Origin of the sequence: Cellulomonas iranensis NBRC 101100 = JCM 18110 (assembly GCF_001552375.1) — a bacterium.
Taxonomy (GTDB): Bacteria; Actinomycetota; Actinomycetes; order Actinomycetales; family Cellulomonadaceae; genus Cellulomonas; species Cellulomonas iranensis.
The window spans coordinates 1-22742 of the sequence record NZ_BCRB01000063.1; the positions used below are offsets into that span (position 1 = coordinate 1).

Annotated in this window: 21 protein-coding genes; 13 read left to right on the plus strand and 8 right to left on the minus strand. The window is 75.6% G+C overall.

The annotated features are described in order from the left end of the window. From CS2_RS12915 to CS2_RS12945, 7 genes are all read left to right on the plus strand, one after another. Positions 1-1083 (plus strand): LacI family DNA-binding transcriptional regulator (locus CS2_RS12915; RefSeq protein ID WP_439951185.1); only part of this gene is annotated, 1083 nt, incomplete at its 5' end. 114 nt (positions 1084-1197) lie between these two features. Beyond that, the gene (locus tag CS2_RS12920) at positions 1198-2793 is read left to right on the plus strand and encodes a xylulokinase (protein ID WP_070320307.1); all 1596 of its coding nucleotides are present in this window, start codon (positions 1198-1200) and stop codon (positions 2791-2793) included. A 102-nt stretch (positions 2794-2895) separates the two neighbouring features. After that, positions 2896-3606, plus strand: coding sequence for an L-ribulose-5-phosphate 4-epimerase (locus CS2_RS12925; RefSeq protein ID WP_070320308.1), 711 nt, complete (start codon positions 2896-2898; stop codon positions 3604-3606). Positions 3607-3631: 25 nt separating this feature from the next. Then, entirely contained in the window at positions 3632-5140 is a 1509-nt protein-coding gene (gene araA / locus CS2_RS12930) for an L-arabinose isomerase (RefSeq protein ID WP_070320309.1), read from the plus strand. 137 nt (positions 5141-5277) lie between these two features. Then, on the plus strand, positions 5278-5871 hold the full coding sequence (locus CS2_RS12935; protein ID WP_217997389.1) for a TetR/AcrR family transcriptional regulator: 594 nt from the start codon (positions 5278-5280) through the stop codon (positions 5869-5871). 450 nt (positions 5872-6321) lie between these two features. Beyond that, entirely contained in the window at positions 6322-7065 is a 744-nt protein-coding gene (locus CS2_RS12940; protein ID WP_070320310.1) for an ABC transporter ATP-binding protein, read from the plus strand. Next, positions 7062-7793 (plus strand): ABC transporter permease, encoded by a 732-nt coding sequence (locus tag CS2_RS12945; RefSeq protein ID WP_046529067.1) that lies wholly within the window; start codon positions 7062-7064, stop codon positions 7791-7793. Before CS2_RS12940 ends, CS2_RS12945 begins: the two co-directional genes overlap by 4 nt. Before the next feature lie 89 nt (positions 7794-7882). Here the strand turns inward: CS2_RS12945 and CS2_RS12950 are convergent, their stop codons facing one another. Continuing rightward, entirely contained in the window at positions 7883-8773 is an 891-nt protein-coding gene (locus CS2_RS12950; protein ID WP_070320311.1) for an alpha/beta fold hydrolase, read from the minus strand. Between the two features lie 299 nt (positions 8774-9072). Between CS2_RS12950 and CS2_RS12955 the strand changes: the two genes are divergently transcribed. Beyond that, positions 9073-10437 (plus strand): hypothetical protein, encoded by a 1365-nt coding sequence (locus CS2_RS12955; RefSeq protein WP_070320312.1) that lies wholly within the window; start codon positions 9073-9075, stop codon positions 10435-10437. Positions 10438-10522: 85 nt separating this feature from the next. Next, positions 10523-12151, plus strand: coding sequence for a hypothetical protein (locus CS2_RS19645; protein ID WP_070320313.1), 1629 nt, complete (start codon positions 10523-10525; stop codon positions 12149-12151). 91 nt (positions 12152-12242) lie between these two features. Here CS2_RS19645 and CS2_RS12965 read toward each other — a convergent pair whose 3' ends face one another. Genes CS2_RS12965 through CS2_RS12975 form a run of 3 tightly spaced genes read right to left on the minus strand, consistent with a single transcriptional unit; the run spans position 12243 to position 15404 of the window. Then, positions 12243-13283 (minus strand): PPK2 family polyphosphate kinase, encoded by a 1041-nt coding sequence (locus CS2_RS12965; RefSeq protein WP_082740211.1) that lies wholly within the window; start codon positions 13281-13283, stop codon positions 12243-12245. Between the two features lie 47 nt (positions 13284-13330). Further along, positions 13331-14038, minus strand: coding sequence for a potassium channel family protein (locus CS2_RS12970; RefSeq protein ID WP_046529066.1), 708 nt, complete (start codon positions 14036-14038; stop codon positions 13331-13333). Continuing rightward, positions 14031-15404: a TrkH family potassium uptake protein gene (locus tag CS2_RS12975; protein ID WP_070320314.1), complete on the minus strand. Its 1374-nt coding sequence runs from the start codon at positions 15402-15404 to the stop codon at positions 14031-14033. The genes CS2_RS12970 and CS2_RS12975 overlap by 8 nt, the downstream gene beginning before the upstream one ends. A gap of 192 nt (positions 15405-15596) precedes the next feature. On the opposite strand from CS2_RS12975, the gene CS2_RS12980 reads away from it, so the two are divergent. The 4 genes from CS2_RS12980 to CS2_RS12990 all read left to right on the plus strand — a co-directional run bounded on the left by CS2_RS12980 (position 15597) and on the right by CS2_RS12990 (position 18757). Next, positions 15597-16805, plus strand: a complete 1209-nt coding sequence (locus CS2_RS12980) for an acetoin utilization protein AcuC (RefSeq protein ID WP_070320315.1) — start codon at positions 15597-15599, stop codon at positions 16803-16805. Between the two features lie 178 nt (positions 16806-16983). After that, on the plus strand, positions 16984-17220 hold the full coding sequence (locus tag CS2_RS12985; RefSeq protein WP_046529063.1) for a helix-turn-helix domain-containing protein: 237 nt from the start codon (positions 16984-16986) through the stop codon (positions 17218-17220). Between the two features lie 203 nt (positions 17221-17423). After that, positions 17424-17522 (plus strand): 30S ribosomal protein bS22, encoded by a 99-nt coding sequence (locus CS2_RS18565; RefSeq protein ID WP_003792170.1) that lies wholly within the window; start codon positions 17424-17426, stop codon positions 17520-17522. Between the two features lie 218 nt (positions 17523-17740). Further along, the gene (locus tag CS2_RS12990) at positions 17741-18757 is read left to right on the plus strand and encodes a LacI family DNA-binding transcriptional regulator (protein ID WP_070320320.1); all 1017 of its coding nucleotides are present in this window, start codon (positions 17741-17743) and stop codon (positions 18755-18757) included. A 65-nt stretch (positions 18758-18822) separates the two neighbouring features. On the opposite strand, the gene CS2_RS12995 is transcribed toward CS2_RS12990, so the two are convergent. From CS2_RS12995 to CS2_RS13010, 4 genes are all read right to left on the minus strand, one after another. After that, the gene (locus CS2_RS12995) at positions 18823-19452 is read right to left on the minus strand and encodes a YesL family protein (RefSeq protein ID WP_046529062.1); all 630 of its coding nucleotides are present in this window, start codon (positions 19450-19452) and stop codon (positions 18823-18825) included. Positions 19453-19488: 36 nt separating this feature from the next. Then, the gene (locus CS2_RS13000) at positions 19489-20841 is read right to left on the minus strand and encodes an arabinan endo-1,5-alpha-L-arabinosidase (protein WP_070320316.1); all 1353 of its coding nucleotides are present in this window, start codon (positions 20839-20841) and stop codon (positions 19489-19491) included. A 4-nt stretch (positions 20842-20845) separates the two neighbouring features. Then, positions 20846-21748: a carbohydrate ABC transporter permease gene (locus CS2_RS13005; protein WP_082740212.1), complete on the minus strand. Its 903-nt coding sequence runs from the start codon at positions 21746-21748 to the stop codon at positions 20846-20848. An 11-nt stretch (positions 21749-21759) separates the two neighbouring features. Continuing rightward, a partial coding sequence (locus CS2_RS13010) for a carbohydrate ABC transporter permease (RefSeq protein ID WP_439951186.1) occupies positions 21760-22742 on the minus strand: 983 nt, incomplete at its 5' end.

Genomic DNA, 22742 nt, shown 5'->3' on the forward strand with positions numbered 1-22742 from the left:
CCGGTGCCGCGCCCGGCCGGTGCGTCCACGGGCCCGGCCCGCGGCGCGGCCCCGGGGTCGCGGGGCCGCGCGTCCCGCGAGGGTCGCCCGCCCGCGATGAACGACGTCGCGGCGCTCGCGGGCGTGAGCCACCAGACGGTGTCGCGCGTGCTCAACGACCACCCGAGCGTGCGCCCGGCGACGCGTGAGCGCGTGCTCGACGCGATCGCGACGCTCGGGTACCGGCCCAACCTCGCGGCGCGCGCGCTCGTGACGCGGCGCACCGGCACGATCGGCGTCATCACGCCCGCGACCGTGCTGTTCGGCCCGACGAGCACCCTGGTCGCGATCGAGCGTGCGGCGCGCGACGTGGGGCACTACGTGTCGGTCGCGACGCTGCGGGACTTCAGCGGCCGCGAGGTCGGCGACGCGGTCGAGCACTTCCTCGCGCAGGGTGTCGACGGCGTGGTCGTCGTGGCGCCGAGCACGGGCACGATCGACGCGGTCGCGGACGTGCGGGCGCCCGTGCCGGTGGTGCTGGTGACGTCCGGGCGCGAGGGCGTCGCGGTGCCGACGGTCGCGGTGGACCAGGTCGCGGGCGGGCGGCTCGCGACCGAGCACCTGCTGGCGTCGGGCCGGCGGACGGTCGTGCATGTCGCGGGGCCGCTCGAGTGGTACGACGCGCGGGACCGGCTGCGGGGCTGGCAGGAGGCGCACGAGGCGGCGGGGCTCGCGGTCCCGCAGCACCGCGTGGGCGGGTGGCGCGCGGCGGACGGGTTCGCGGTGGGTCGCGCGCTGGTGCGTGACGGGCTGCCGGACGCGGTGTTCGCGGCGAACGACCAGCTCGCGCTGGGTCTGCTCGCGGCGTTCGCCGAGGCGGGCGTCCGTGTGCCGGAGGACGTCGCGGTGGTGGGGTTCGACGACGAGCCGGGTGCGGAGTTCTACGCGCCGCCGCTGACGACGGTGCGGCAGGACTTCGCGGAGCTGGGCCGGCGGGCCGTCGCGGCGCTGGTCGAGGCGATGGGCGGGCGCGTGCCCGAGGTCGCGTCGATCGCACCCGAGCTCGTGGTCCGCGCGTCGTCCGGGTCCGGGCGGGACGTCTGACCCGGGTGCTGGCACCACCGCTATGTGAGCGTTAACATGACGTCGGCCGAACGCACGCCGGCCGACCCGACCACGACACCCGGGCGACGACGACCGGGGAGGGAGCAGCACGCGATGGGGCAGCAGCGAACGGACGCGCGCACCGCGATCGAGCAGGGCCGCACGGCCCTCGGCATCGAGCTCGGCTCGACGCGCATCAAGGCCGTCCTGGTCGGCGAGGACCACGTGCCGCTCGCGTCCGGCGGGCACGCGTGGGAGAACCAGTACGTCGACCGCACGTGGACGTACTCGCTCGACGCCGTGTGGGAGGGCCTGCGCGCCGCGGTCGCGGAGCTGCTCGACGACGCCGAGCGGCAGCACGGCGTGCGGCCCGCGACGGTCGGCGCGATCGGGGTCTCCGCGATGATGCACGGCTACCTCGCGTTCGACGCCGCCGACGAGCTGCTCGTGCCGTTCCGCACGTGGCGCAACACGTCCACGGGCGCCGCGTCCGCCGAGCTCACCGACCTGCTGGGCTACAACATCCCGCTGCGGTGGTCGGTCGCGCACCTGCACCAGGCCGTCCTCGACGCCGAGCCGCACGTGCCCGACGTCCGCTTCGTCACGACCCTCGCGGGCTGCGTGCACTGGCGCCTGACGGGCCGCAAGGTGCTCGGCGTCGGCGACGCGTCCGGCATGTTCCCGGTCGACCCAGCGACGCACGACTACGACGCCGACCTCGTCGCGCGCTTCGACGCGCACGTGGGCGACCGGCTGCCCGGCGGTCTGCGCGACCTGTTCCCGCAGGTGCTCGTCGCCGGCCAGGACGCCGGTGCGCTCACGGCCGAGGGTGCCGCGCTGCTCGACCCGACGGGCACGCTGCAGGCCGGGATCCCGCTGTGCCCGCCCGAGGGCGACGCGGGCACCGGCATGGTCGCGACCAACTCGGTCGCGCGGCGCACCGCCAACACGTCCGTCGGCACGTCGATCTTCGCGATGGTCGTGCTGGAGAAGCCGCTCGCGACCGTGCACCACGAGATCGACCTCGTGACGACGCCCGCGGGCGACCTCGTCGCGATGGTGCACTGCAACAACGGCGCGAGCGAGCTCGGCGAGTGGGCCGGCGTGTTCGGCCGGTTCGCGACCGCGCTCGGCGCGCAGGCCACGCCCGACGAGGTGTTCGGCGTGCTGCTGCGCGAGGCGCTCGAGGGCGCCGCCGACGGCGGCGGCCTGCTGTCGTACAACTACCTGTCGGGCGAGCCGATCACGGGCCTGGAGGAGGGGCGGCCGCTGATCGTCCGGACGCCCGGCAGCGACCTGTCGCTCGCGAACCTCATGCGCACGCAGGTGTACGGCGCGTTCGCCACGCTGAGCCTGGGCATGCGGATCCTCGCGGCCGAGGGCGTGGGCGTCGACGCGATGTTCGCGCACGGCGGCATGTTCCGGACCGCGGGCGTCGCGCAGCGGCTGCTCGCCGCGGCCGTCGGCGCGCCCGTAGCCGTGGGGCGGACCGCCGGCGAGGGCGGCGCGTGGGGCATCGCGGTGCTCGCCGCGTACCTCGTGCACGGCGGCGGCGTCGACCTCGGCACGTACCTCGCGCAGCGCGTGTTCGCGGACGCCGAGCTCGAGGTCGTCGAGCCCGACCCCGCCGACGTCGCGGGCTACACCACCTACCTCGACCGCTACACGGCCGGGCTCGCGATCGAGCGCGCCGCGACCGAGGCGATCTGACCGACCCGACCGAGCGGCGGCCCGTCGACGCGGGCCGCCGCACCGGCGCCGACCGCGCCGGACCCACCCGTGCCCGCCCCGGGCACCGACGCTGGAGGCCCGATGTCTTCCCTGGACGCCTACCCGTCCGACGTCCGCGAGCAGGTCGCCGCGGCGCGCGAGAAGGTCAGCGCGCTGCACGCCGAGCTGCCCCGCTGGGGCCTGGTCGTGTGGACCGCCGGCAACGTGTCGCAGCGCGTCGTCGTCGACCCCGTTGGCCCGAGCGAGCGCGACCTGCTCGTCATCAAGCCGTCGGGCGTGACGTACGACGAGCTGACCCCCGAGTCGATGGTCGTGTGCGACCTCGACGCGAACCTCGTCGAGGGCGACCGTGCGCCGTCGTCCGACACCGCCGCGCACGCGTACGTGTACACGCACATGCCCCACGTGGGCGGCGTCGTGCACACGCACTCGACGTACGCGACGGCGTGGGCGGCGCGCGCCGAGCCCGTGCCGTGCGTGCTGACGATGATGGCCGACGAGTTCGGCGGCGACATCCCGATCGGCCCGTTCGCGCTCATCGGCGACGACTCGATCGGCCGCGGCATCGTCGAGACGCTGCGCGAGTCCCGCAGCCCCGCGGTGCTCATGCGCAACCACGGCCCGTTCACGATCGGCACGGACGCCAAGGCCGCCGTGAAGGCCGCGGTCATGGTCGAGGAGGTCGCCCGGACCGTCCACATCAGCCGGCAGCTCGGCGAGCCGCTGCCGATCGCGCAGAGCGACATCGACTCGCTGTACGCCCGTTACCAGAACGTCTACGGCCAGCACTGACCTGGCGATCGAGGGAGATGCACCGATGAGCAAGGCCTACCCGGACCAGGAGATCTGGTTCTTCACCGGCTCGCAGGACCTGTACGGCGAGGAGACGCTGCGCCAGGTCGCCGAGCAGTCGCAGGAGGTCGCGGCGGCGCTGGACGCGTCGGGCGACGTGCCCGCGAAGGTCGTCTGGAAGCCCGTCCTCAAGGACTCCGAGGCGATCCGCCGCGCGATGCTCGACGCGAACGCCGACGACAAGGTGCTCGGCGTCGTCACGTGGATGCACACGTTCAGCCCCGCGAAGATGTGGATCACGGGCCTGGACCTGCTGCGCAAGCCGCTGCTGCACCTGCACACGCAGGCGAACGTCGAGCTGCCGTGGGACACCATCGACTTCGACTTCATGAACCTCAACCAGGCCGCGCACGGCGACCGCGAGTACGCCTACATCGCGACGCGCCTGGGCCTGGCGCGCACCACGGTCTCGGGTCACGTGTCGAACCCGGCCGTGACCGCGCGCATCGGCACGTGGGTCCGCGCCGCCGCGGGCTGGCAGGCCGCGCAGGACCTGGTGCTCGTGCGGTTCGGCGACAACATGCGCAACGTCGCGGTCACCGAGGGCGACAAGACCGAGGCGGAGATCCGCCTGGGCGTGTCGGTCAACACGTGGGGCGTCAACGACCTCGTCGCCGCGGTCGAGGCCGTCGACGACGCGACGGTCGACGCGCTCGTGGCCGAGTACGAGGAGCTGTACGACGTCGTCCCCGAGCTGCGGGCCGGCGGCGAGCGCCACGAGTCGCTGCGCTACGCGGCGCGCCAGGAGGCCGCGCTCGAGGCGTTCCTCACCGAGCGCGGCGCGAAGGCGTTCACGACGAACTTCGAGGACCTGGGCGAGCTGCGCCAGCTGCCCGGCCTGGCCGTGCAGCGGCTCATGGGCAAGGGCTACGGGTTCGGCGCCGAGGGCGACTGGAAGACGGCCGTGCTGGTGCGCGTCGCCAAGGTGATGGGCGCCGGGCTGCCCGGCGGCGCGTCGCTCATGGAGGACTACACCTACGACCTGACGCCGGGTGCCGAGAAGATCCTGGGCGCGCACATGCTCGAGATCTGCCCGTCGCTCACGACGTCGAAGCCGCGCGTGGAGATCCACCCGCTGGGCATCGGCGGCAAGGAGGACCCGGTCCGCATGGTGTTCGACACCGACCCCGGTGTCGGTGTCGTCGTGTCGCTCGCCGACATGCGCGAGCGGTTCCGCCTCACGGCCAACGTCGTCGACGTCGTGCCCCCGACCGCCGACCTGCCGCACCTGCCCGTCGCGCGGGCCGTGTGGGAGCCCCGCCCGGACTTCACGACGTCCTCGGAGTGCTGGCTGACCGCGGGCGGCGCGCACCACACGGTGCTGTCGACGGCCGTGGGCATCGAGGCGTGGGAGATCTTCGCCGAGCTCGCGCGCACCGAGCTGCTCGTCATCGACGAGGCGACCACGCGTCGCGGGTTCGCCGACCAGGTCCGGTGGAACCAGGTGTACTACCGCGTGGCGCAGGGGTTCTGAGCGACGCAGGGCTCCTGAGGCGCTGACGCGCCGACGACGACGGAGGGCGGGTGCCCGGCTGCGGCCGGGTGCCCGCCCTCCGTCGTGCCCGGGCATGCGTGCGTCGCCTGCGCGCGCGGCTGCCTAGGGTGGGGCCCGTGGACGAGACGCGGACGCGGACGCGCGGGCGGCGGCCCTCGGGGGAGGACACGCGCGGTGCGATCCTCGCGGCCGCGCGTACCGAGTTCGCCGCCCGCGGGTACGCGGGCACGAGCGTGCGCGCGATCGCCCGGCGGGCGGACGTCGACCCCGGCTCGGTGCGGCACTGGTTCACGGACAAGGGCGAGCTGTTCGTCGCGAGCGTGCTGCCGCAGGGGGTGGAGCCGGCGGTCTTCGTGGAGCGGGTCGTCACGCCGGGCGTCGACGGCCTGGGGGAGCGCCTGCTGGCCGCGGCGCTGCGCGTGTGGGACCAGGACGGCGGGGCGCCGTTCCGGGCCGCGTTCAGCGGTCTGACGGCCGACGACGCGGGCCCGCGGGACGTCGCCGGCTTCCTCTCGCGCGAGGTGTTCGCGCGCGTCGCGGGCGCGCTGGACGGGCCGGACGCGGCGCTGCGCGTGTCGCTCGTCGCGTCGCAGACCGTCGGCGTGCTCGTCGCGCGGCACCTGCTGCGCGTCGAGCCGCTCGCGTCCCTGCCGGCCGCGGACGTCGTCGCGCTCGTGGGCCCGACGCTGCAGCGCTACCTCACGGACTGAGCCGGCGGACGCGCGTCGAGCCGTCCGACGACGGTGGGCCGGTACCGCGCGGAGTGCGGGGGGCCCGCCGGGCGCGTGCGGGCGGGACCGAGGGCCCGCGGGGCGGGTGCGTGGGTGTGGGCCGACGGTGCGAGCGGGGCTGTGACGTGCCGGTTCACCCGGAGTTCACGTGCCGGTCGCCCGCCGTCGGCCTAGTCTCGGGCTGACGGCGCGTCGACGGAGACGTGCCCGGAAGGAGCGGCGTCGTGCGTGCGCAACCGCGGGCCCTGGTCTGGACGGTACGAGCCCTGCTGTCGGTGACGGGGTCGCTGCTGATCGTCGTCGTCGACGCCGTGCTCAGCCATCCGGTCCCCTGACGCACCTCGCCGTCGCGTCCCCGCACGAGCCTGACCTCGTCCCCGGTCCCGGCGACCCTTGCGGCGGCGTGCCGCCGGGTGCACTATTCCTCACATGGGGAAAAACGAGGGTGCGGCACCCGCCGTGCGGGCGCGCGGGCTGCGCGTCGTGCGGGGCGGGCGCGTGGTCGTCGACGGCCTCGACCTGACGGTGCCCGCCGGCCAGGTCGTCGGCCTGCTCGGCCCCAGCGGCAGCGGGAAGACGACGCTCATGCGCGCCGTCGTCGGCGTCCAGACCCACGTGACCGGCGAGCTCGACGTCCTCGGGCTCCCCGCCGGCAGCCCGGACCTGCGCCGCCGACTGGGGTACATGACGCAGGCGCCGAGCGTCTACGCCGACCTCACCGTCACCGAGAACCTGCGCTACGCCGCCACGCTGCAGGGCGCGCCGCGCGGCTCCGTCGAGCGCGTGCTCGCCGAGGTCGACCTCGCCCCGCACGCCCGCGACCTCGTCGCGACGCTCTCCGGGGGTGAGCGGTCGCGCGTGTCGCTCGCGGTCGCGCTGCTCGGCGCGCCGGACCTGCTCGTGCTCGACGAGCCCACCGTGGGCCTCGACCCCGCGCTGCGGCGCTCGCTGTGGGACCTGTTCGCGCGGCTGCGGGACGACGGCTGCAGCCTGCTCGTCTCGAGCCACGTCATGGACGAGGCGGCCCGCTGCGACCGGCTCGTGCTGATGCGCGACGGCGCGGTCCTCGCCGACGGCACGCTCGCCGAGCTGCGCGCCCGCACCGGCGCCGACGACGCCGAAGGGGCGTTCCTCGCGCTCGTCGACGCGGCCGACGCGGCGGGTGCGACGTGAGCACCGCCCGCACGCTCGCGACCGCGCGGCGCGTGCTCGCGCAGCTCCGGCACGACCGCCGCACCGTCGCGCTCGTGCTGGTCATGCCGTGCGTGCTGCTGGGGCTCGTCGCGTGGATGTTCGACGGCACCGACGTGCTCGACCGGTTCGGGCCCGTGCTCGTCGGGTTCTTCCCGCTGCTCGTGATGTTCCTGGTCACGAGCGTCGCCACGCTGCGCGAACGCACGAGCGGCACGCTCGAGCGGCTCATGACGATGCCGCTCGGGCGTGCCGACCTCGTGCTCGGCTACGCGCTCGCGTTCGCCGTGCTGGCGACCGTGCAGGCGCTCGTGGTGGTCGCGTTCGCGACGTGGGTCTGCGGCATGCACGTCGAGGGGCCCGTCGCGCTCATGGTCGCCGTGGCCGTGCTCAACGCGGTGCTGGGCTCCGCGCTCGGCCTGGCCGCCTCCGCGCTGGCCCGCACCGAGTTCCAGGCCGTGCAGCTCATGCCCGCGGTGATCCTGCCGCAGCTCGTCACGTGCGGCCTGCTCATGCCGCGCGAGGCCATGCCCGTGGTGCTCGAGCGGGTCTCGCGCGGGCTGCCGCTGACGTACGCGGTCGACGCGATGCAGCACATCGCACGCGGCGCGGCGTGGGCCGACGTGCGTGGCGCGGTGGGCGCGATGGCGCTGTTCACGGTCGGTGCGCTCGTGCTGGGCGTCGCGACGTTGCGGCGGCGCACGGACTGAGCCACCGGGGGCGCTGCCCGGCGCGCGCCCTGCCCGGCGCGGCCCCGCCGGTCCGGCCCGTCGCGTCGTGCCCGGCCCGGGTCGCCGCGTCACCCGGCGAGCAGGGTGCGCAGCGCCGGGCCGAACCGGTCCGGCGCACCCGTCTGCCCGTACTCGCCGCCCAGGAACCCGCCGTGGTCGCCCGGCAGCACGGCGACGTCGCCGCCCAGCGCCGCCGCGACGGCGCGCGCGCCGCGCGCCGCGAGGTTCTCGCCCGACTCCTCGCCCACGGCGACGACCACGCGCGTCGGGGCCGCGCGCAGCGCGTCGACCTCGAGCTCGTACGGCGGGAGCGTGCGCATGTTCACGCCCAGCAGCGGGTCGTCGCGCGACCCGTCGTCGTCCGTCGGCATGCCGAACGCGGCGGGGTCGGGCGCGGGACGGTCCGCCCAATCCTCCGGCATCGGGCCCTGGTGCGAGACCAGCGCCACGAACGCCGCCATCGCGTGCCCCCAGCCCGCCCGCAGGTACGTCTCGTGCACCGCGCGCATCGCGGCGGTCGCGGCCGCCGCGTCCGGCAGCACCGACGGCAGCGGCGGCTCGTGCGCGACCAGCGTCGCGACGTCCGCCGGGTCCGCGGCCACCCACGCGAGCGCGTTGACGGCCCCACCGCTCGACGCGAACACGTCGACCGGGCCCGCGCCGAGCGCCGCGACCAGCCGGTGCAGGTCGTCCGCGTGGGTCCGCGGCGTCGCGGGCTCCCCACCGGGCGCGAGCGTGCTGCGCTCGACGCCGCGCGGGTCGTAGGTGACGACGGTGCGGTCGGTGAACCACGAGGCCAGCGTGCCGAACCCGGTGGCACCCATCGGGGAGCCGATCAGCAGCAGCGGCCGGCCGGCCGCCGGCCCGGTGGCCTCGCGGACGTCGTACGCGAGCACGGCGCCGGGCACGTCGAGCGAGCGCGTCGTGGGGGTGGCGCCGGTGGGCTGTCCGGTGGGCATGGCGGCTCCTGCGGGTGCGGTCGGGGTGCGCGTCGAGCGCGTGCGAGGAGTGGACCACGCGCGCGGCCGGGAGTCATCGGGTGGTGCGCGGCGGGCGTCGTGAGCACGCGTGCCGGGGCTCCGGCGGCGCGGGTGAAGTGTGCGCGCGTCGTCCCAGGTCGTCGGTCCGGCACCTGGACGACGGTCTAGACAGGGCTTGCCGCTCCCGTGACTGCGACCTACCGTCGTGATGACACGGCGACGGAGCCGTGCCAGGGGGTGCAGGGGACGTGCAGGTCCAGGGGCAGGGATCACGAGCCGTGACGTGGCTCTCCCGTGCGCTGCTGACCGTGCTCGGGGCCGCGCTCCTCGTGCTGACCGGCGCGGTCCTCGCGTCGGCCGACGCGCACGCCGCGGCGCCGCGGGCCGCCTCGTCCGACGCCGGGGGCCTCGGCTCCGTGCTCGGCGCGGTCGCCGACGCGGCCGACGGCGTGGTGACCCCCGTGGTCGACACCGTGGTGGCCCCGGTGACCAGCGGCGTCGTCGCCCCGGTCGTCGAGGCGGTCGCGCCCGCGCCCGCTCCGGCGGCACCGGCGCCCGCTCCCGCTCCGCCCGTGGCGCCCGCTCCCGCTCCGCCCGTGGCGCCGGTTCCGGCGCCCGCGCCGCCGCCCGCTCCGGCACCCGCCGCTCCGGCGTCGCCCGAGGCACCCGCGACCGGCCCGCTCCCGGACGCTCCGGTGAGCACCGCACCCGACGCCGCGGCGCCCGTGGCCGAGCCGGTCGCCGACGCCCTGGCGGGCGTGACGTCGGCCGTCGGCGACCTGGCCGCGCCCGTGACCGAGGGGCTCGCACCCGTGACCGAGGGGCTCGCGCCCGTGTCGGACGCGCTCGCGCCCGTGTCGGACGCGCTCGCGCCCGCGGCTGCCGTGACCGGCCCCGTGGGCGACGCGCTCGCCCCGGTGGCGGACGCGCTCACCCCGCTCGCGGACGCGCTCGCCCCGGTCGGTGACGCCCTCGCGCCCTTCGGTGCACCGCTCTCTCCGGTGGGCGACCTGCTGGCGCCCGTGGGGGACCTGCTCGTCCCCGTGACGCGCCCGCTCGCGCCTGTCCTGTCTCCGGTGCTGACGCCGCTGGCTCCGGTCCTGACGCCGCTCGCACCCGTGCTCGAGCCGCTCGCGCCCGTGCTCGGACCGGTGGTCCCGCTGCCGCCGTGGTCGCCGCCCGCGGTCGACCCGCCCACGGTGCGACCGGCCGACCCGGACGCGCCGCCCTCGGTCGGGCCGCGCGCCGGGTCGCCCGCGCCCGGCGCGGTGGTCACCGGCGCCGCTGCCCGCGACGACGCCGCGACGACGCGCACGCCCGGTGCTCGCGTCATTGGCTCCGCTGCCCGGTCCGCGTCCGGCGCCGTGCCGCCCGTCCTCGCCGCGTCGGGGGTGGGGGCCGACGCGGCGAGGACCTCGGGTCCCGCGACGCCGACGCCCGGCACGTCCGACGCCCCGGCGGTCCCGCCCGCCGCGCCGGTCGGCGCGTCCGGTGCCGCCGCCCCGACCTCCCGCTCCACGACCGACGCGACCCTCGCGGGCGTCGTGGGCGCGGCGACCCTCCACCTGATCGCCACCCTCGTGGCCCAGCACGACGCGTGCCCCGCGGGGCTCTCGCCCGAGGTCCCGCACAGCCCGGCCTGACCGGACCGCGCCGCACCCGAGCGTGCGGCACACGCCCATCCGCGCCCCGAGCGGGCGCTCCGGTTCTCAGGCAAGGAGCACGACCATGCACACCTACGTCCGTCGAGCGCTGCACACGGCGCTCCTCGCAGGCGGCCTCGTGGCCGCCGGGGCCGTCGCGGCCCACGCCGCCCCCTCGGACGGCGCCGTCCTCGACGTCGGCATCACGCTGGGCGCCGAGTCCGTGACCGGGGAGGGCGCGCTGCTCGACGTCCCCGTGTCCGTCCCCGTCGACGTCACGGGGGTCGCCGTCGGCGCCCTCGGCGACGCCGACGTCACGCAGCCCGCCCCCGCGCCGGCGGCTCCGGCGCCCGCACCGCAGGCGCCGGCCCCGCAGGAGCCCGCCCCCGCCGCGCCCGCCGTCGTCGAGGTGCCGGTCACGGTGCCCGTCGACGTGTCGTCCGTCGCGGTGGGCGTGCTCGGTGACGGGACCGTCACCGGGACCGCGCCGCAGCCGGCCCCCGCGCCGGCCCCTGCCGAGCCGCAGCCCGCACCCGCTGCCGGGTCGGGCGACGACGCGGCGGTGCAGGCGCCCGTGACCGTGCCCGTCGACGTCTCCGGCGTCGCGGTCGCGGTCGGTGGTGACGCCACGAGCACCGGGGCGGGCACCGCGCCCGCCGGCCCTGCCGCGCAGGGGCCCGGTGCGTCGGCGGAGCCGGACGGCGGGCTCGTGTCGGCCCCGGTCACCGTGCCCGTGGACGTCTCCGGCCTCGCGGTCGGCGTCCTCGGCGACGCGGTCGTGACGGGCCCTGCACCCGCACCGTCGCCCGCACCGGGGCCCGTCCCGGGTGGGGCCTCGGGTGAGGGCTCGGACGGTGCGCTCGTGAGCGTGCCGGTGACGGCGCCCGTGCGGGTCGACGGCGTGGCCGTCGGTGCGCTCGGCGACGCCGAGGTCACCGGTGCCGGCGCGCCGGGCTCGTCGGCGCCTGGCTCGCCCGCGCCGGGCGTCGCGTCCCGCGACGACGCCGCTGTGGCCGCGCCCGTCGTGGCCCCCGTCACCGTCGACGGCGTCGCGCTGGGCGTGCTGGGTGACGGCACCGTGACCCAGGTGGTCACGCCCGGTGCCGGCTCCGTGGAGCCCGGGGCCCCGGCGCCGGGATCGGGCGGCGGTCTCGTCACGCTGCCCGTGACCGTGCCCGTCGACGTCTCGGGCGTCGCGCTCGGCGTCCTCGGGGACGCGACCGTGACCCGGGCCGTGCCGGGTGCGGTGGACCCCACGGACCCGACGGACCCCACGGACCCGACGGACCCCACGGACCCGACGGACCCGACGGACCCGACCGGTCCGAGCGGCCCCACGGACCCGACCGGTCCGAGCGGCCCCACGGACCCGACCGGTCCGACCGGTCCGACCGGTCCTCAGGGCCCGCAGGGACCCGGCGGCCCGGCGGCTGACGGCACCGGCACGGCGACCCTCGTCGGCCGGACCCTGATGCTCCCCGCCGCGTCGACCGCCCGGGCGTTCCCGGCCGTCGCCGCGCCGGCGGAGCGCGCGTCGCTCGCGCGCACGGGGGCCGAGCTGTGGCTCGCCCCGCTCGCGCTGCTCCTGCTGACGGCGGGCGTCGCGCTGCGGCGCCACGCCGCCCGGGCGCGCGCGCACCACGTGGTGCGCGCCGTGCGGTGCAGCACCGTCCTCGCGGTGCCGCACCAGCGGGGGGCGACCGACGCGTCGTGAGCGGGCCGGTCGGCGGGGCGGGCGACCACCCCGCCGGCCGGTGCCCGGGTCGTGCGTCGCCGTCCGCCGGGCGGCGACGCACGACCGCGCGTCAGCGCGTGGCCTCGAGCCGCGCGCGCTCGGCCGCGACGTCGTAGGTGGCCGCCGGCCAGCCCAGGTCGAGGTCGGACAGGGCGCGGTGCAGCAGGGCGCTCACGGCCAGGCGGGCGTACCACTTGCGGTCGGCGGGCACGACGTACCAGGGCGCGACGTCCGTGCTCGTGCGGTCGAGCACGTCCTGGTACGCCGCCTCGTACGCGGGCCGGCGCAGGCGCGCGTCGACGTCCGACGGGTCGTACTTCCAGTGCTTCTCGGGGCGCTCCAGCCGCTCGTGCAGGCGCGCGTACTGCTCGTCGGGCGACACCCACAGCAGGACCTTGACGATCGTGGTGCCCGCCGCGGCGACGCGTTCCTCGAACCGGTTGATCTCGTCGTAGCGGGCCCGCCACACGTCGGGCGGCACGAGCTCGTCGACGCGCGCGACCAGCACGTCCTCGTAGTGCGAGCGGTCGAAGACGCCGATGCGGCCCGCGGGCGGCAGCGCGCGTCGCACGCGCCACAGGTAGTGGTGGCGGCGCTCCTCGGGCGTCGGCACGCCGAAGGACCGCAGCGCGACGCCCTGCGGGTCGACGAGGCCGAGCACGTGCCGCACGATGCCGCCCTTGCCGGCGGTGTCGAGGCCCTGCAGGACCAGCAGCACGGACCGGTCGCCGCCGGTGCGTCCGTGCGCGTACAGGCGTTCCTGCAGGTCGGACAGGTCCCGCCCGATCGCCGCGAGCGCGCGCTCGCCGGCGCTGCGCGAGCCGTCGAACCCGGGCGTGGCCCGCGCGTCGACGTCGGCCACGCGCGTCCCGGGCCGGACGCGCAGCAGCTCGACCGCGGCGTCGCGGCGCGTGGTCAGGTCGTCGGCCTCCGCGGTCGGGACGGACGCCGGGTCGGGGGCGTGCTTCATCCCCGCCGTCGTCTCCGACGTCGTCGTGCCCGCCTTCGTGCCGGACGCCTTGCTCGCCTTCTTGCTCGCCTTCTCGCGCGTCGTCGTGCTCGACTTCTTGCCCGACGTCTTGCCCGACTTCCTGCCCGGCGCCTTCGCCATGCGCGTGCCCCTCCCTGCTGGTGCGGTCGCCGGGTCGACGCCGTCGCTCAGGGCCGCGCGGCGAACCGCTCGAGCAGGTCCGCGTGGCCGCCGACGATCACCAGGTCGTTGGCCGAGATGCGGGTCTCGGGCGTCGCGTACTGGAAGTCGATCCCGGGGGACTTCACGCCGATGATGGTCACGCCGTAGCGCTCGCGCACCTTGGACTGCGCGAGCGTGAAGCCCTGCGTCTCCTTCGGCGGGCGCATCTTCACGACGGTGAAGCCGTCCTCGACCTCGATGTAGTCGAGCATCTTGCCGCTGACCAGGTGCGCGACGCGCGAGCCGGCGTCGGCCTCGGGCAGCACGACGTGGTGCGCGCCGATGCGCTGCAGGATGCGCGCGTGCTCGCCCGAGATCGCCTTGGCCCAGATCTGCGGCACGCCGATGTCGACGAGGTTGCCCGTGATGAGCACCGACGCCTCGAGGTACGACCCGACACCGACGACGGCCACGGGGAACTCGCGTGCGCCGAGCTGCTCGAGCGCGTCGGGGTTGACCGCGTCGGCCTCGACGAGCGGGATGCGGCCCGACCACTGCGCCACCAGGTCGGGGTTGCGCTCGACCGCGAGCACGTCCTGGCCGAGCCGGTCGAGGGTCGCGGCGATCGCCGACCCGAACCGCCCGAGGCCGATGACGAGGACGCCGGAGTCCTTCTTGGGGGTGCGCGGTGCCGTGCGGGGCTCGCCGCCGCCCGCGCGCAGGCTGTCAGCCAATGATGGGTCTCTCCTCCGGGTAGCGGATGACACGACGACGGTTGCGCAGCGCGAGCGCCGCCGCAAGCGTCATGGTGCCGGTCCGGCCGATGAACATGAGCACGACGAGCACGTACTTGGCGGGCGTCGGCAGGTCGGCCGTGATGCCGGTCGAGAGCCCGCACGTCGCGAACGCCGAGATCACCTCGAACAGCACGCGGTCGAGCGTCAGCCCCGTCATGGCCAGCAGCAGCAGCGACGACACGAGCACGATGGTCGCGGAGACGAACCCGACGGCGATGGCGACCTGCAGCGACTCGCGCGGGATCCGGCGGCCGAACGCCTCGACGTCGCGGTCGCCCCGGCCCTCGGCGACGATCGCGAGCAGCATGACCGCGAGCGTCGTGACCTTGATGCCGCCCGCGGTGGACGCGGACCCGCCGCCGACGAACATGAGCGCGTCGAGCAGCAGCCACGTGCCCTCGTGCATCTGGTCGACGTCCACCGTCGAGAACCCGCCCGAGCGTGGCATGACGCCCGCGAACAGCGACGCGAGCGCCGTGCCGCCGGGGTCGAGCGGCCGGAACGTGCCGGGGTTGGTCCACTCGAAGGCGGCGACGACGACCGAGCCGAACACGACGAGCCCGATGCTCGTGGTGATGGTGAGCTTGGAGTGCAGGCTCCAGCGGCGCGGCTCGCGCAGGTGGTTGGCGACGTTGAGGATGACGGGGAAGCCGAGCGAGCCGATGAACACGCCGACGATGATCGGCAGGAGCATCCACCAGTCCGACACGAACGGCGCGAGGCCCTCGGGCGTCGGCACGAAGCCCGCGTTGTTGAACGCCGACACGGCGTAGAACAGCGCGTGCCAGGCGGCCTCGCCGACGGCCTCGTTGTGGACGACGAGCCGCGGGAACAGCACGAGCGCGATCGCGATCTCGAGCACGGTGGACGTGACGATGACGGTCCGCACGAGCGACCCGACCTCGCCGAGCCGCGTCACCTTGGTCTCCGACGAGACGAGGAGGCGCTGCGTGAGCCCGATGCGCCGTGACACGGCCATGCCGAGCAGCGACGCGAGCGTCATGACCCCGAGCCCGCCGATCTTGATGGCGACGAGGATGACGACCAGGCCCCACGTGGACCAGTACGCGCCCGTGGGCACGACGACCAGCCCGGTGACGGTGGTTGCGGACGTCGCCGTGAACAGCGCGTCGATGAGGGGCGCGCGGCCGCCGTGCGCGGTGGCCCAGGGCGCCGACAGCAGCACGGTGATGATCGCGATGACGAGCGCGAACACGCCGAGCGCGAGGCGGGCGGGGGACTGCCGGGCGGACCGGTCGACGTACTCGCGCGCGCGCCAGAGCAGGCCGGGCCCCGCCGCCATCCCGCCTCCCGCTGTGCCTCGCGCGTGTGACTCACGTGCCCTCAGGCACACTCTGGCACGTGCCGGGGGCGCGCACGCACCGACGGCACGTGACGCGCGACGCCGGGGACGGGCGTGCCTCGTCCGTCCGGACGGGTGGCGGCACGGCCCGTCGGGTCGACACCCGCCCGGCGGCGGTGGGAGCGTGGGCGCATGACGGCCCCGGACGCGACGCGCGCCGCGTCCTCGACCCTGCGCGTCGTGTGGGCGACCGAGCTCCTCGCGTACGACTTCGGGTTCGGGCACCCCATGACCTCGGACCGCATCGACCTGACCGTCGCGCTCGCGGCCCAGCTCGGGCTGCTCGACGCGCCCGGGGTCGAGGTGGTCGGCGCGGAGCCCGCGTCGGACGCGCTGCTGGCGACCGTGCACGACCCGGCCTACGTGGCGGCCGTGCACGCGGCGGCCGAGCGCGGCGTGCCGGACCTGGTGCGCGGGCTGGGCACGCGCGACGACCCGGTGTTCCCGCAGATGCACGACGCCGCGGCGCGGGTCGTGCAGGGCACGGTCGACGCGGCGCTCGCGGTGTGGCGCGGCGAGGCGGACCACGCGGTGAACGTCGGCGGCGGGCTGCACCACGCGATGCCCGGTGCGGCGTCGGGGTTCTGCGTCTACAACGACGCGGCGGTCGCGATCCGGGCGCTGCTGGCGGCCGGTGCGCAGCGCGTCGCGTACGTCGACGTGGACGCGCACCACGGCGACGGCGTGCAGGCGGTGTTCTGGGACGACCCGCGCGTGCTGACCGTGTCGGTGCACGAGACGGGATTCGCGCTGTTCCCGGGCACGGGGTACCCGGGCGAGACCGGCGGCCCGGGCGCGGAGGGCACGGCCGTGAACGTCGCGCTGCCGTCGCACACCGACGACGCGGGCTGGCTGCGGGCGGTCGACGCGGTGGTGCCCGCGGTGGTGCGCGAGTTCGCGCCGGACGTGCTGGTGACGCAGCACGGCTGCGACACGCACCGCATGGACCCGCTCGCGACGCTGCGGGTGTCGGTCGACGCGCAGCGCGCGGCGGCGGTGCTGCTGCACGACCTCGCGCACGACGTGAGCGACGGCCGGTGGGTCGCGCTGGGCGGCGGCGGGTACGCGATCCTCGACGTCGTGCCGCGCACGTGGACGCACCTGCTGGGCGTCGCCGCGCACCGGCCCGTCGACCCGGCGACGCGCGTGCCGCAGGTCTGGCTGGACGTGGTGCGGCAGCGCTACGGCCGCGACGCGGTGCCGGTGATGACGGACCACGCGAGCGCGTCGTTCCGTCCGTGGTCGGCGGGGTACGACCCGGCGGACGACGTGGACCGCGCGGTGCGCGCGACGCGCACGGCCGTGTTCCCGTCGCTGGGGCTGGACCCCGAGCTCGACTGAGCGGGCACCCGTGGGGGCGCGCGGGGCGAGCCGGCGGCTGGGCCGCTCGGGTGCCGTCGTGCGCCGTGCGGGTGTCCCGGCTTCCCCATGCGTCACACGCGCCACTATCGTTGACACGGCACCCGGTTCTCGGGTGCGCGACGCCGGCGCAGGGCCCGGCCACCAGGAGGGCCGGGACATGAGCGACGCGCAGGGCGGGCCGCAGGGACGCGTGCGGTTCCTCACCGTCGTCGAGGTCGCGGACCTCATGCGGGTCTCCCGCATGACGGTGTACCGCCTGGTGCACGCGGGCGAGCTGCCCGCGGTGCGCGTGGGTCGGTCGTTCCGGGTCCCGCAGGACGCGCTCGACGCCTACCTGCGCTCGTCGGCGACGGTCGAGACGCACGCCGTCGACGAGGAGCGTCGCTCGTCCTGACCCCGCGGGCGGGCACCCGACCCGCCTCGGGCCGGGGGTGCACGTCGTGCGGACGGCGACCGCCGTTCGCGGACGCGGGGCCCGATCGCGTAAGGTGGGGCCCCGGACTTCTGCGTGCGTGGGCGATCAGCAACGCGCACCGCGTCGATCGACCACCACTCACGGCTCCCGGGGCCGTGACCGGACACGAGTGAGGACCGCACATGGGCTCCGTCATCAAGAAGCGTCGCAAGCGCATGGCGAAGAAGAAGCACCGCAAGCTGCTGCGCAAGACGCGTCACCAGCGTCGCAACAAGAAGTGAGCCGCGCGCCGCTCCGGCGGCGCGCAGTGCACCCCGGGCCCGGTCGGACGACCGGGCCCGACGTGTGTCCGGGCACGGAAGGCTTCCCCGCGATCTCTACAACGATGTAGGCTGACGGTCGTCTGCCACGCTGTGCGCGGGCCGGCAGCCCGACGCACGACGAGGTCGCGACGAGGACGAGGACGCACGTGAACGGACGACGCAGCGGTGCTGTGACGATGCACGAGGTGGCCGCACGGGCCGGTGTGTCCATCAAGACCGTCTCCAATGTCGTCAACGGCTACCCGTACATCCGCGACTCGACGCGCGAGAAGGTCGAGCAGGCCATCGCCGACCTCGGCTACCAGGTCAACGTCACGGCCCGGAACCTGCGGCGCGGGCGCACGGGTCTCGTCGGGCTCGCGGTCCCCGAGCTGTCGCTGCCGTACTTCGCCGAGCTCGCCGACTCCGTCATCCGCGCCGCCGAGGCGCGCGGCCTCACCGTGCTCATCGAGCAGACCGGCGCGGTGCGCGAGCGCGAGATCGAGGTGCTGCGCGGCGCGCGCCGCCAGTTCACCGACGGCCTCATCTACTCGCCGCTGGGCCTGGGGCCCGACGACGTGCACGAGCTCGACGGCGTCGACTACCCGCTGGTGCTGCTCGGCGAGCGGATCTTCGGCGGTCCCGCCGACCACGTCACCATGAGCAACGTCGAGGCCGCCAAGGCCGCGACGCAGCACCTGATCGACCAGGGCCGGCGCCGCATCGCGGTCGTCGGCGCGCACGCGGGGGAGACCGTCGGGTCGGCCGCGCTGCGCGTGCAGGGCTACGCGGCCGCGCTCGAGGAGAACGGCATGCCGTTCGACCCGGCGCTGGTCGGCGAGGCGGGCCTCTGGCACCGCGCGACGGGCGCCGAGACCATGGCGCGCCTGCTCGACGCCGACCTCGGCATCGACGCGGTCTTCGGGCTCAACGACGCGCTCGCGCTCGGTGCGCTGCACACGCTGCACCTGCGGCGCGTCGACGTGCCGGGGCAGGTCGCCGTCATCGGCTTCGACGACATCGAGGAGACCGCGTACTCCTCGCCCACGCTGTCGACCGTGCACCCGGGGCGCGAGGAGATCGCGACCACGGCCGTGGACCTGCTGCTCGCGCGCATCGAGGCGCCCGACGCCGACCGTCCCTACCAGCAGGTCGTCGCGGACTTCTCGGTCGTCGCGCGCGCGTCGACGCTCGGCGAGCACGCCGCCGGCTGACGCCCTCGCTGCCGTCCGTCGGCTCGCGGACCGGCGCGCCCCTCCGGGCGTCGTCGGGTGTCGCCTCAGGTTGCCGCAGCCACGCGCGCGTCGAGCCGGTCCAGCCGCACGTCGACGAGCCAGCCGGTGGCCAGCAGCGGCACCGCGAGGCCGCCGAGCACCGCGACCGGGGGAGCGACCCAGCACGTCGCGGCCCACACGACGGCCGCCAGCAGCACGGCGAGCGCCGTCCCGGGTCCGAGCGCCGGCGCGAGCGCGAGGAACCGCCACGCGGCGGGCGCGGGGTCGCAGTACCGCCGCAGCACCGCCGGCAGGTACGCGAGGACGACGAGCGTCCACGCGCCGACGATCCCGAGGCCCAGCCCGAGCGCGGCGCGCACCGGCCCGTCCGCGGCCGTCACGACCCACGCGTCGACCGCGAGCAGCGCGCCGACGGCCGCCAGCGGCGCCGCGACCACGTTCGCGCGCCGCCACCCGGCGCGCCACGCACGCCAGAACTCCGCCCACACGTGCGGCGACGGGTCGCCCGCGGGCAGCCGCGCCAGCACGCGGCCGCCCGCGTCGAGCGCGGGCGCGAGCCCCAGCACCACACCGCCCGCGAGCGTGCCGAGCACGAGCAGCGCCTGCACGGCCAGCACGTGCGCGACCCACCGCAGGGCCGTCATGACCCCGGCGGCCCACCCGTGCGCGTCCACGCCCCGATCCTCCCAGCCCGCTCGTCCCGGTCCGGCCTACGCGGGGCGCGTCGCGGCGGTCACGCGGCCGCGGTCGTCGAGGGCCACGACGACCGTCGCGGCGACGTCGCGCACGGCGTCCCAGCCCGGGAACGCCACGAGCGACACCGCGGCGCCGTCGGACCGGCGGGCCGTGAAGCGGCCCGCGCCGAGCGCGCGCACGTCCGTCAGGTCCAGCGCCGCGGTCCGCGTGCGCTGCACCACGGCCGGGTCGGCGCCGACGTCGAGCACCTCCCACGCGCCGTCGAGCACGGTCGGGTCGGCGGGCCAGGTCGACTCGTCGTCGACCTCGCGTCCCGGGCCCGCCCACGGCTGCGGCGACACCAGCGGCCAGCCGTCGTGCGTCCACACCAGGCGGCGCACCTGCACGCGGTGCCGCGTCGGGGCGTCCTCGTCGCGCACGTGGTGCACGAACGTCTGCCGGCCGGGGCGCCGCGGCGACGCGGGCTCGGTGAGCACCGCACCGTGCCCCGGTGCGCGCAGCCCCGGCCCGCCGTCGAGGCGGTGGCCCGCGAGCACCACGGTGCCGGAGTCGGCGGCGGGTGCGCGCAGGTCGCGGCCGAGGCGGTCGCGGTAGGGGCCCGTGACGTGCTCGGCGACGGCCGCGCGCACGTGGTACGTCGAGAACAGCGAGTCCCAGGACGCGAGCATCGCCCACCCGCCGCCGGGCCGGGGGAGCAGGTAGGCGCCCTCGACCGCGCCCTCGACCTCGGGGGCGCGCCGGGCCAGCAGCACGCCGGGCGCGGCGGCCGCACCGTCCCGGCCGGCGTCGAGCGCGAGCCCCGTGGCGGGGTCGAGCTCGACCGCGTGGACGCCCCCGAAGAACGAGCCGTACGCGAGCCAGTGCCGCTCGCGGCCGTCGCTCGTGTCGACCGCGTACGCGGCGTCGATCGCGTTGGGCGGGCCGTCGCCGTGCGGCGTGCCCGTCACGTCCGCGGGCACCGCGGGGCTCGTCACCACGAGTCCGCGCTCGTGCCACGGCCCCGCGGGGTGGTCGGCGACCGCCAGACCGATCGCCGAGCGGCGCGAGCCGAACGACGACGCGGACCAGTACATGCGCCACTGCCCGCCCACGCGCACCACCTCGGGCGCCCACAGGCCCGTGGCGCCGGTGGCCTGGGCGGCGGCACGCGGCACGCCCGGCAGCGCCCAGCCGTGGAAGGTCCACGTCACGAGGTCGTCGGAGCGGCGCACCTGCACGCCGCCGCGCACCGGACCGTCGGAGCACGCGTCCGTGGAGAACAGCCAGTAGGTGCCGTCGTCGTCGCGCACCGCGGTCGGGTCGTGGGCGTGCTCCGCCCCCCAGCCGGTGGTGTCCAGGACGTCCGCGGCCGGGTCGAGGGTCGTCACGGCGCTACCCCTTCGTGCCGGTGAGCGCGACGGACTCGATGATCTGCCGCTGGAAGACGAGGAACACCACGAGGATCGGCAGCAGCGCGACGAACGACGCCGCCATGATCAGCGGGTAGTCGCGCTGCGTGGCGTACTCGACGTTGAGGTTCGCGATGACGACCTGCAGCGTCTGCTTGCCCGGCGAGTTCAGGTAGAGGATCGGCGCGAGGTAGTCGTTCCAGATCGTCATGAACCACAGGATGAACTGCGCCGCGATGGCGGGCCGGATCATCGGCACGATCATGCGGCCGAAGATCGTCAGGTACGACGCGCCGTCGATCTTCGCGGCCTCGATGAGCGAGTCCGGGACGGTCTCGAGGTACTGCCGGATGAAGAAGATCATGATGATGTTGCCGAACAGCAGCGGCACGATCAGCGGCAGCAGGGTGTCGACCCAGTGCAGCCGCGAGAACATCACGAACTGCGGGATCATGATCGTCGGGTAGGGGACCATGAGGCCGGTCAGCAGGCCGAGGAAGATCGCGTTCTTGCCGGGCAGCCGCAGCTTCGCGAGCGCGAACGCCGCGATCGCGGACGTCGCCGAGCCGACGATCGTCACGGTCGACGCGACGATGAACGAGTTGCGGAAGCCCGACAGGATCGGTGCCTCGTTCCACATGCGCACGAACGTGTCCCACTGCGGCTGGGCGGGCCACAGCACGGGCGGCAGCGCGAACACCTCGGCCTTGGTCTTGATCGCGGTCGTGAACATCCACACGAGCGGTGCGACCATCGCGATCGCGAAGACCGCGAGCACGACGAAGAGGATCACGTTGACGGCGCGCGACTCGCGCCGTGCGCCGCGCGCGGGGGCGGCGGTCCGCGCGGGCCGGCCGGCGCGCGGGAGGGCGGGGATGGTGGTCATGGCTGCGTCCCTCAGTCGATGCTGAAGCTGTTGCGCCGGTTGAGGCGGAACTGGATCAGGGTGATGACGAAGACGAGGATGCCGAGCACGACCGCCATGGCCGTCGCGTACCCCATCTGCTGGTAGCGGAAGGCCTGGCGCCAGATGTACCAGACCAGCGACGCCGAGCTGAACTCGGGGCCGCCCGTGGGCGTCATGATGTTGATCTCGGTGAAGATCTGCGCGCCCGCGATGATGTTCGTGACGACCAGGAAGAACGTCACCGGGCGGACCATGGGCATGGTGATCGCGCGCAGCTGCTGCCACCAGCTCGCGCCGTCGAGCGACGCGGCCTCGTAGAGCGAGGCCGGCACCGACTGGATGGCCGCCAGGTAGAGCAGCATCGAGTAGCCGAGGCCCTTCCAGATCATCATGAGGATGATCGCGGGCTTGACGGTCGCGGTGTTCTGCAGCCAGTTGGGGCCGTCGATCCCGAACCACGCGAGGACCTGGTTCACGAGCCCGAAGTCGCCGTTGTAGGCGAACTGCCAGACGATCGCGATGGCCGCGAGCGACGAGATGACCGGCACGTAGTAGATGGTGCGGAACGCGGTGCGCCCGACGATGCGCCGGTTGAGCGCGAGGGCCAGCAGCAGCGACAGCGTCAGGCCGATCGGGATGCCGATCATGTAGAAGAACGTGTTGAAGAGCGTCTGCCGGAAGTAGTCGTCGTTCAGCAGGCGCGTGTAGTTGTCGATGCCGATGAAACGCATCGGCCCCAGCCCGTTCCAGCTCGTGAGCGACGCGTACGCGGCGAACCCGAGCGGGTAGAGCGTGAACAGCAGGTACCCGAGCACGGGCGGGGCGACGAACGCGAGCGCCCACAGGGCCTCGGTGCGGTGCAGGCGGTTGCGCTCGCGCCGGGTGCGCAGCGGGGGCCGGCCGTCGGCGGCGACGGCCGCCGGTGGGGCCGTGACGGCCTCGGGACGCGACATCGGGTGGGTCCTCTCTGGTG

What these genes read in the sequence shown, in the direction of transcription:
- araA (WP_070320309.1), top strand. Translation starts at nt 3,632, where the DNA reads ATGAGCAAGGCCTACCCGGACCAGGAGATCTGGTTCTTCACCGGCTCG.
- CS2_RS12980 (WP_070320315.1), top strand. Translation starts at nt 15,597, where the DNA reads ATGACGGCCCCGGACGCGACGCGCGCCGCGTCCTCGACCCTGCGCGTC.
- CS2_RS13005 (WP_082740212.1), bottom strand. Translation starts at nt 21,748, where the DNA reads ATGACCACCATCCCCGCCCTCCCGCGCGCCGGCCGGCCCGCGCGGACC.
- CS2_RS12925 (WP_070320308.1), top strand. Translation starts at nt 2,896, where the DNA reads ATGTCTTCCCTGGACGCCTACCCGTCCGACGTCCGCGAGCAGGTCGCC.
- CS2_RS12990 (WP_070320320.1), top strand. Translation starts at nt 17,741, where the DNA reads ATGCACGAGGTGGCCGCACGGGCCGGTGTGTCCATCAAGACCGTCTCC.
- CS2_RS12920 (WP_070320307.1), top strand. Translation starts at nt 1,198, where the DNA reads ATGGGGCAGCAGCGAACGGACGCGCGCACCGCGATCGAGCAGGGCCGC.
- CS2_RS19645 (WP_070320313.1), top strand. Translation starts at nt 10,523, where the DNA reads ATGCACACCTACGTCCGTCGAGCGCTGCACACGGCGCTCCTCGCAGGC.
- CS2_RS12950 (WP_070320311.1), bottom strand. Translation starts at nt 8,773, where the DNA reads ATGCCCACCGGACAGCCCACCGGCGCCACCCCCACGACGCGCTCGCTC.
- CS2_RS12940 (WP_070320310.1), top strand. Translation starts at nt 6,322, where the DNA reads ATGGGGAAAAACGAGGGTGCGGCACCCGCCGTGCGGGCGCGCGGGCTG.
- CS2_RS12965 (WP_082740211.1), bottom strand. Translation starts at nt 13,283, where the DNA reads ATGGCGAAGGCGCCGGGCAGGAAGTCGGGCAAGACGTCGGGCAAGAAG.
- CS2_RS12975 (WP_070320314.1), bottom strand. Translation starts at nt 15,404, where the DNA reads ATGGCGGCGGGGCCCGGCCTGCTCTGGCGCGCGCGCGAGTACGTCGAC.
- CS2_RS18565 (WP_003792170.1), top strand. Translation starts at nt 17,424, where the DNA reads ATGGGCTCCGTCATCAAGAAGCGTCGCAAGCGCATGGCGAAGAAGAAG.
- CS2_RS12985 (WP_046529063.1), top strand. Translation starts at nt 16,984, where the DNA reads ATGAGCGACGCGCAGGGCGGGCCGCAGGGACGCGTGCGGTTCCTCACC.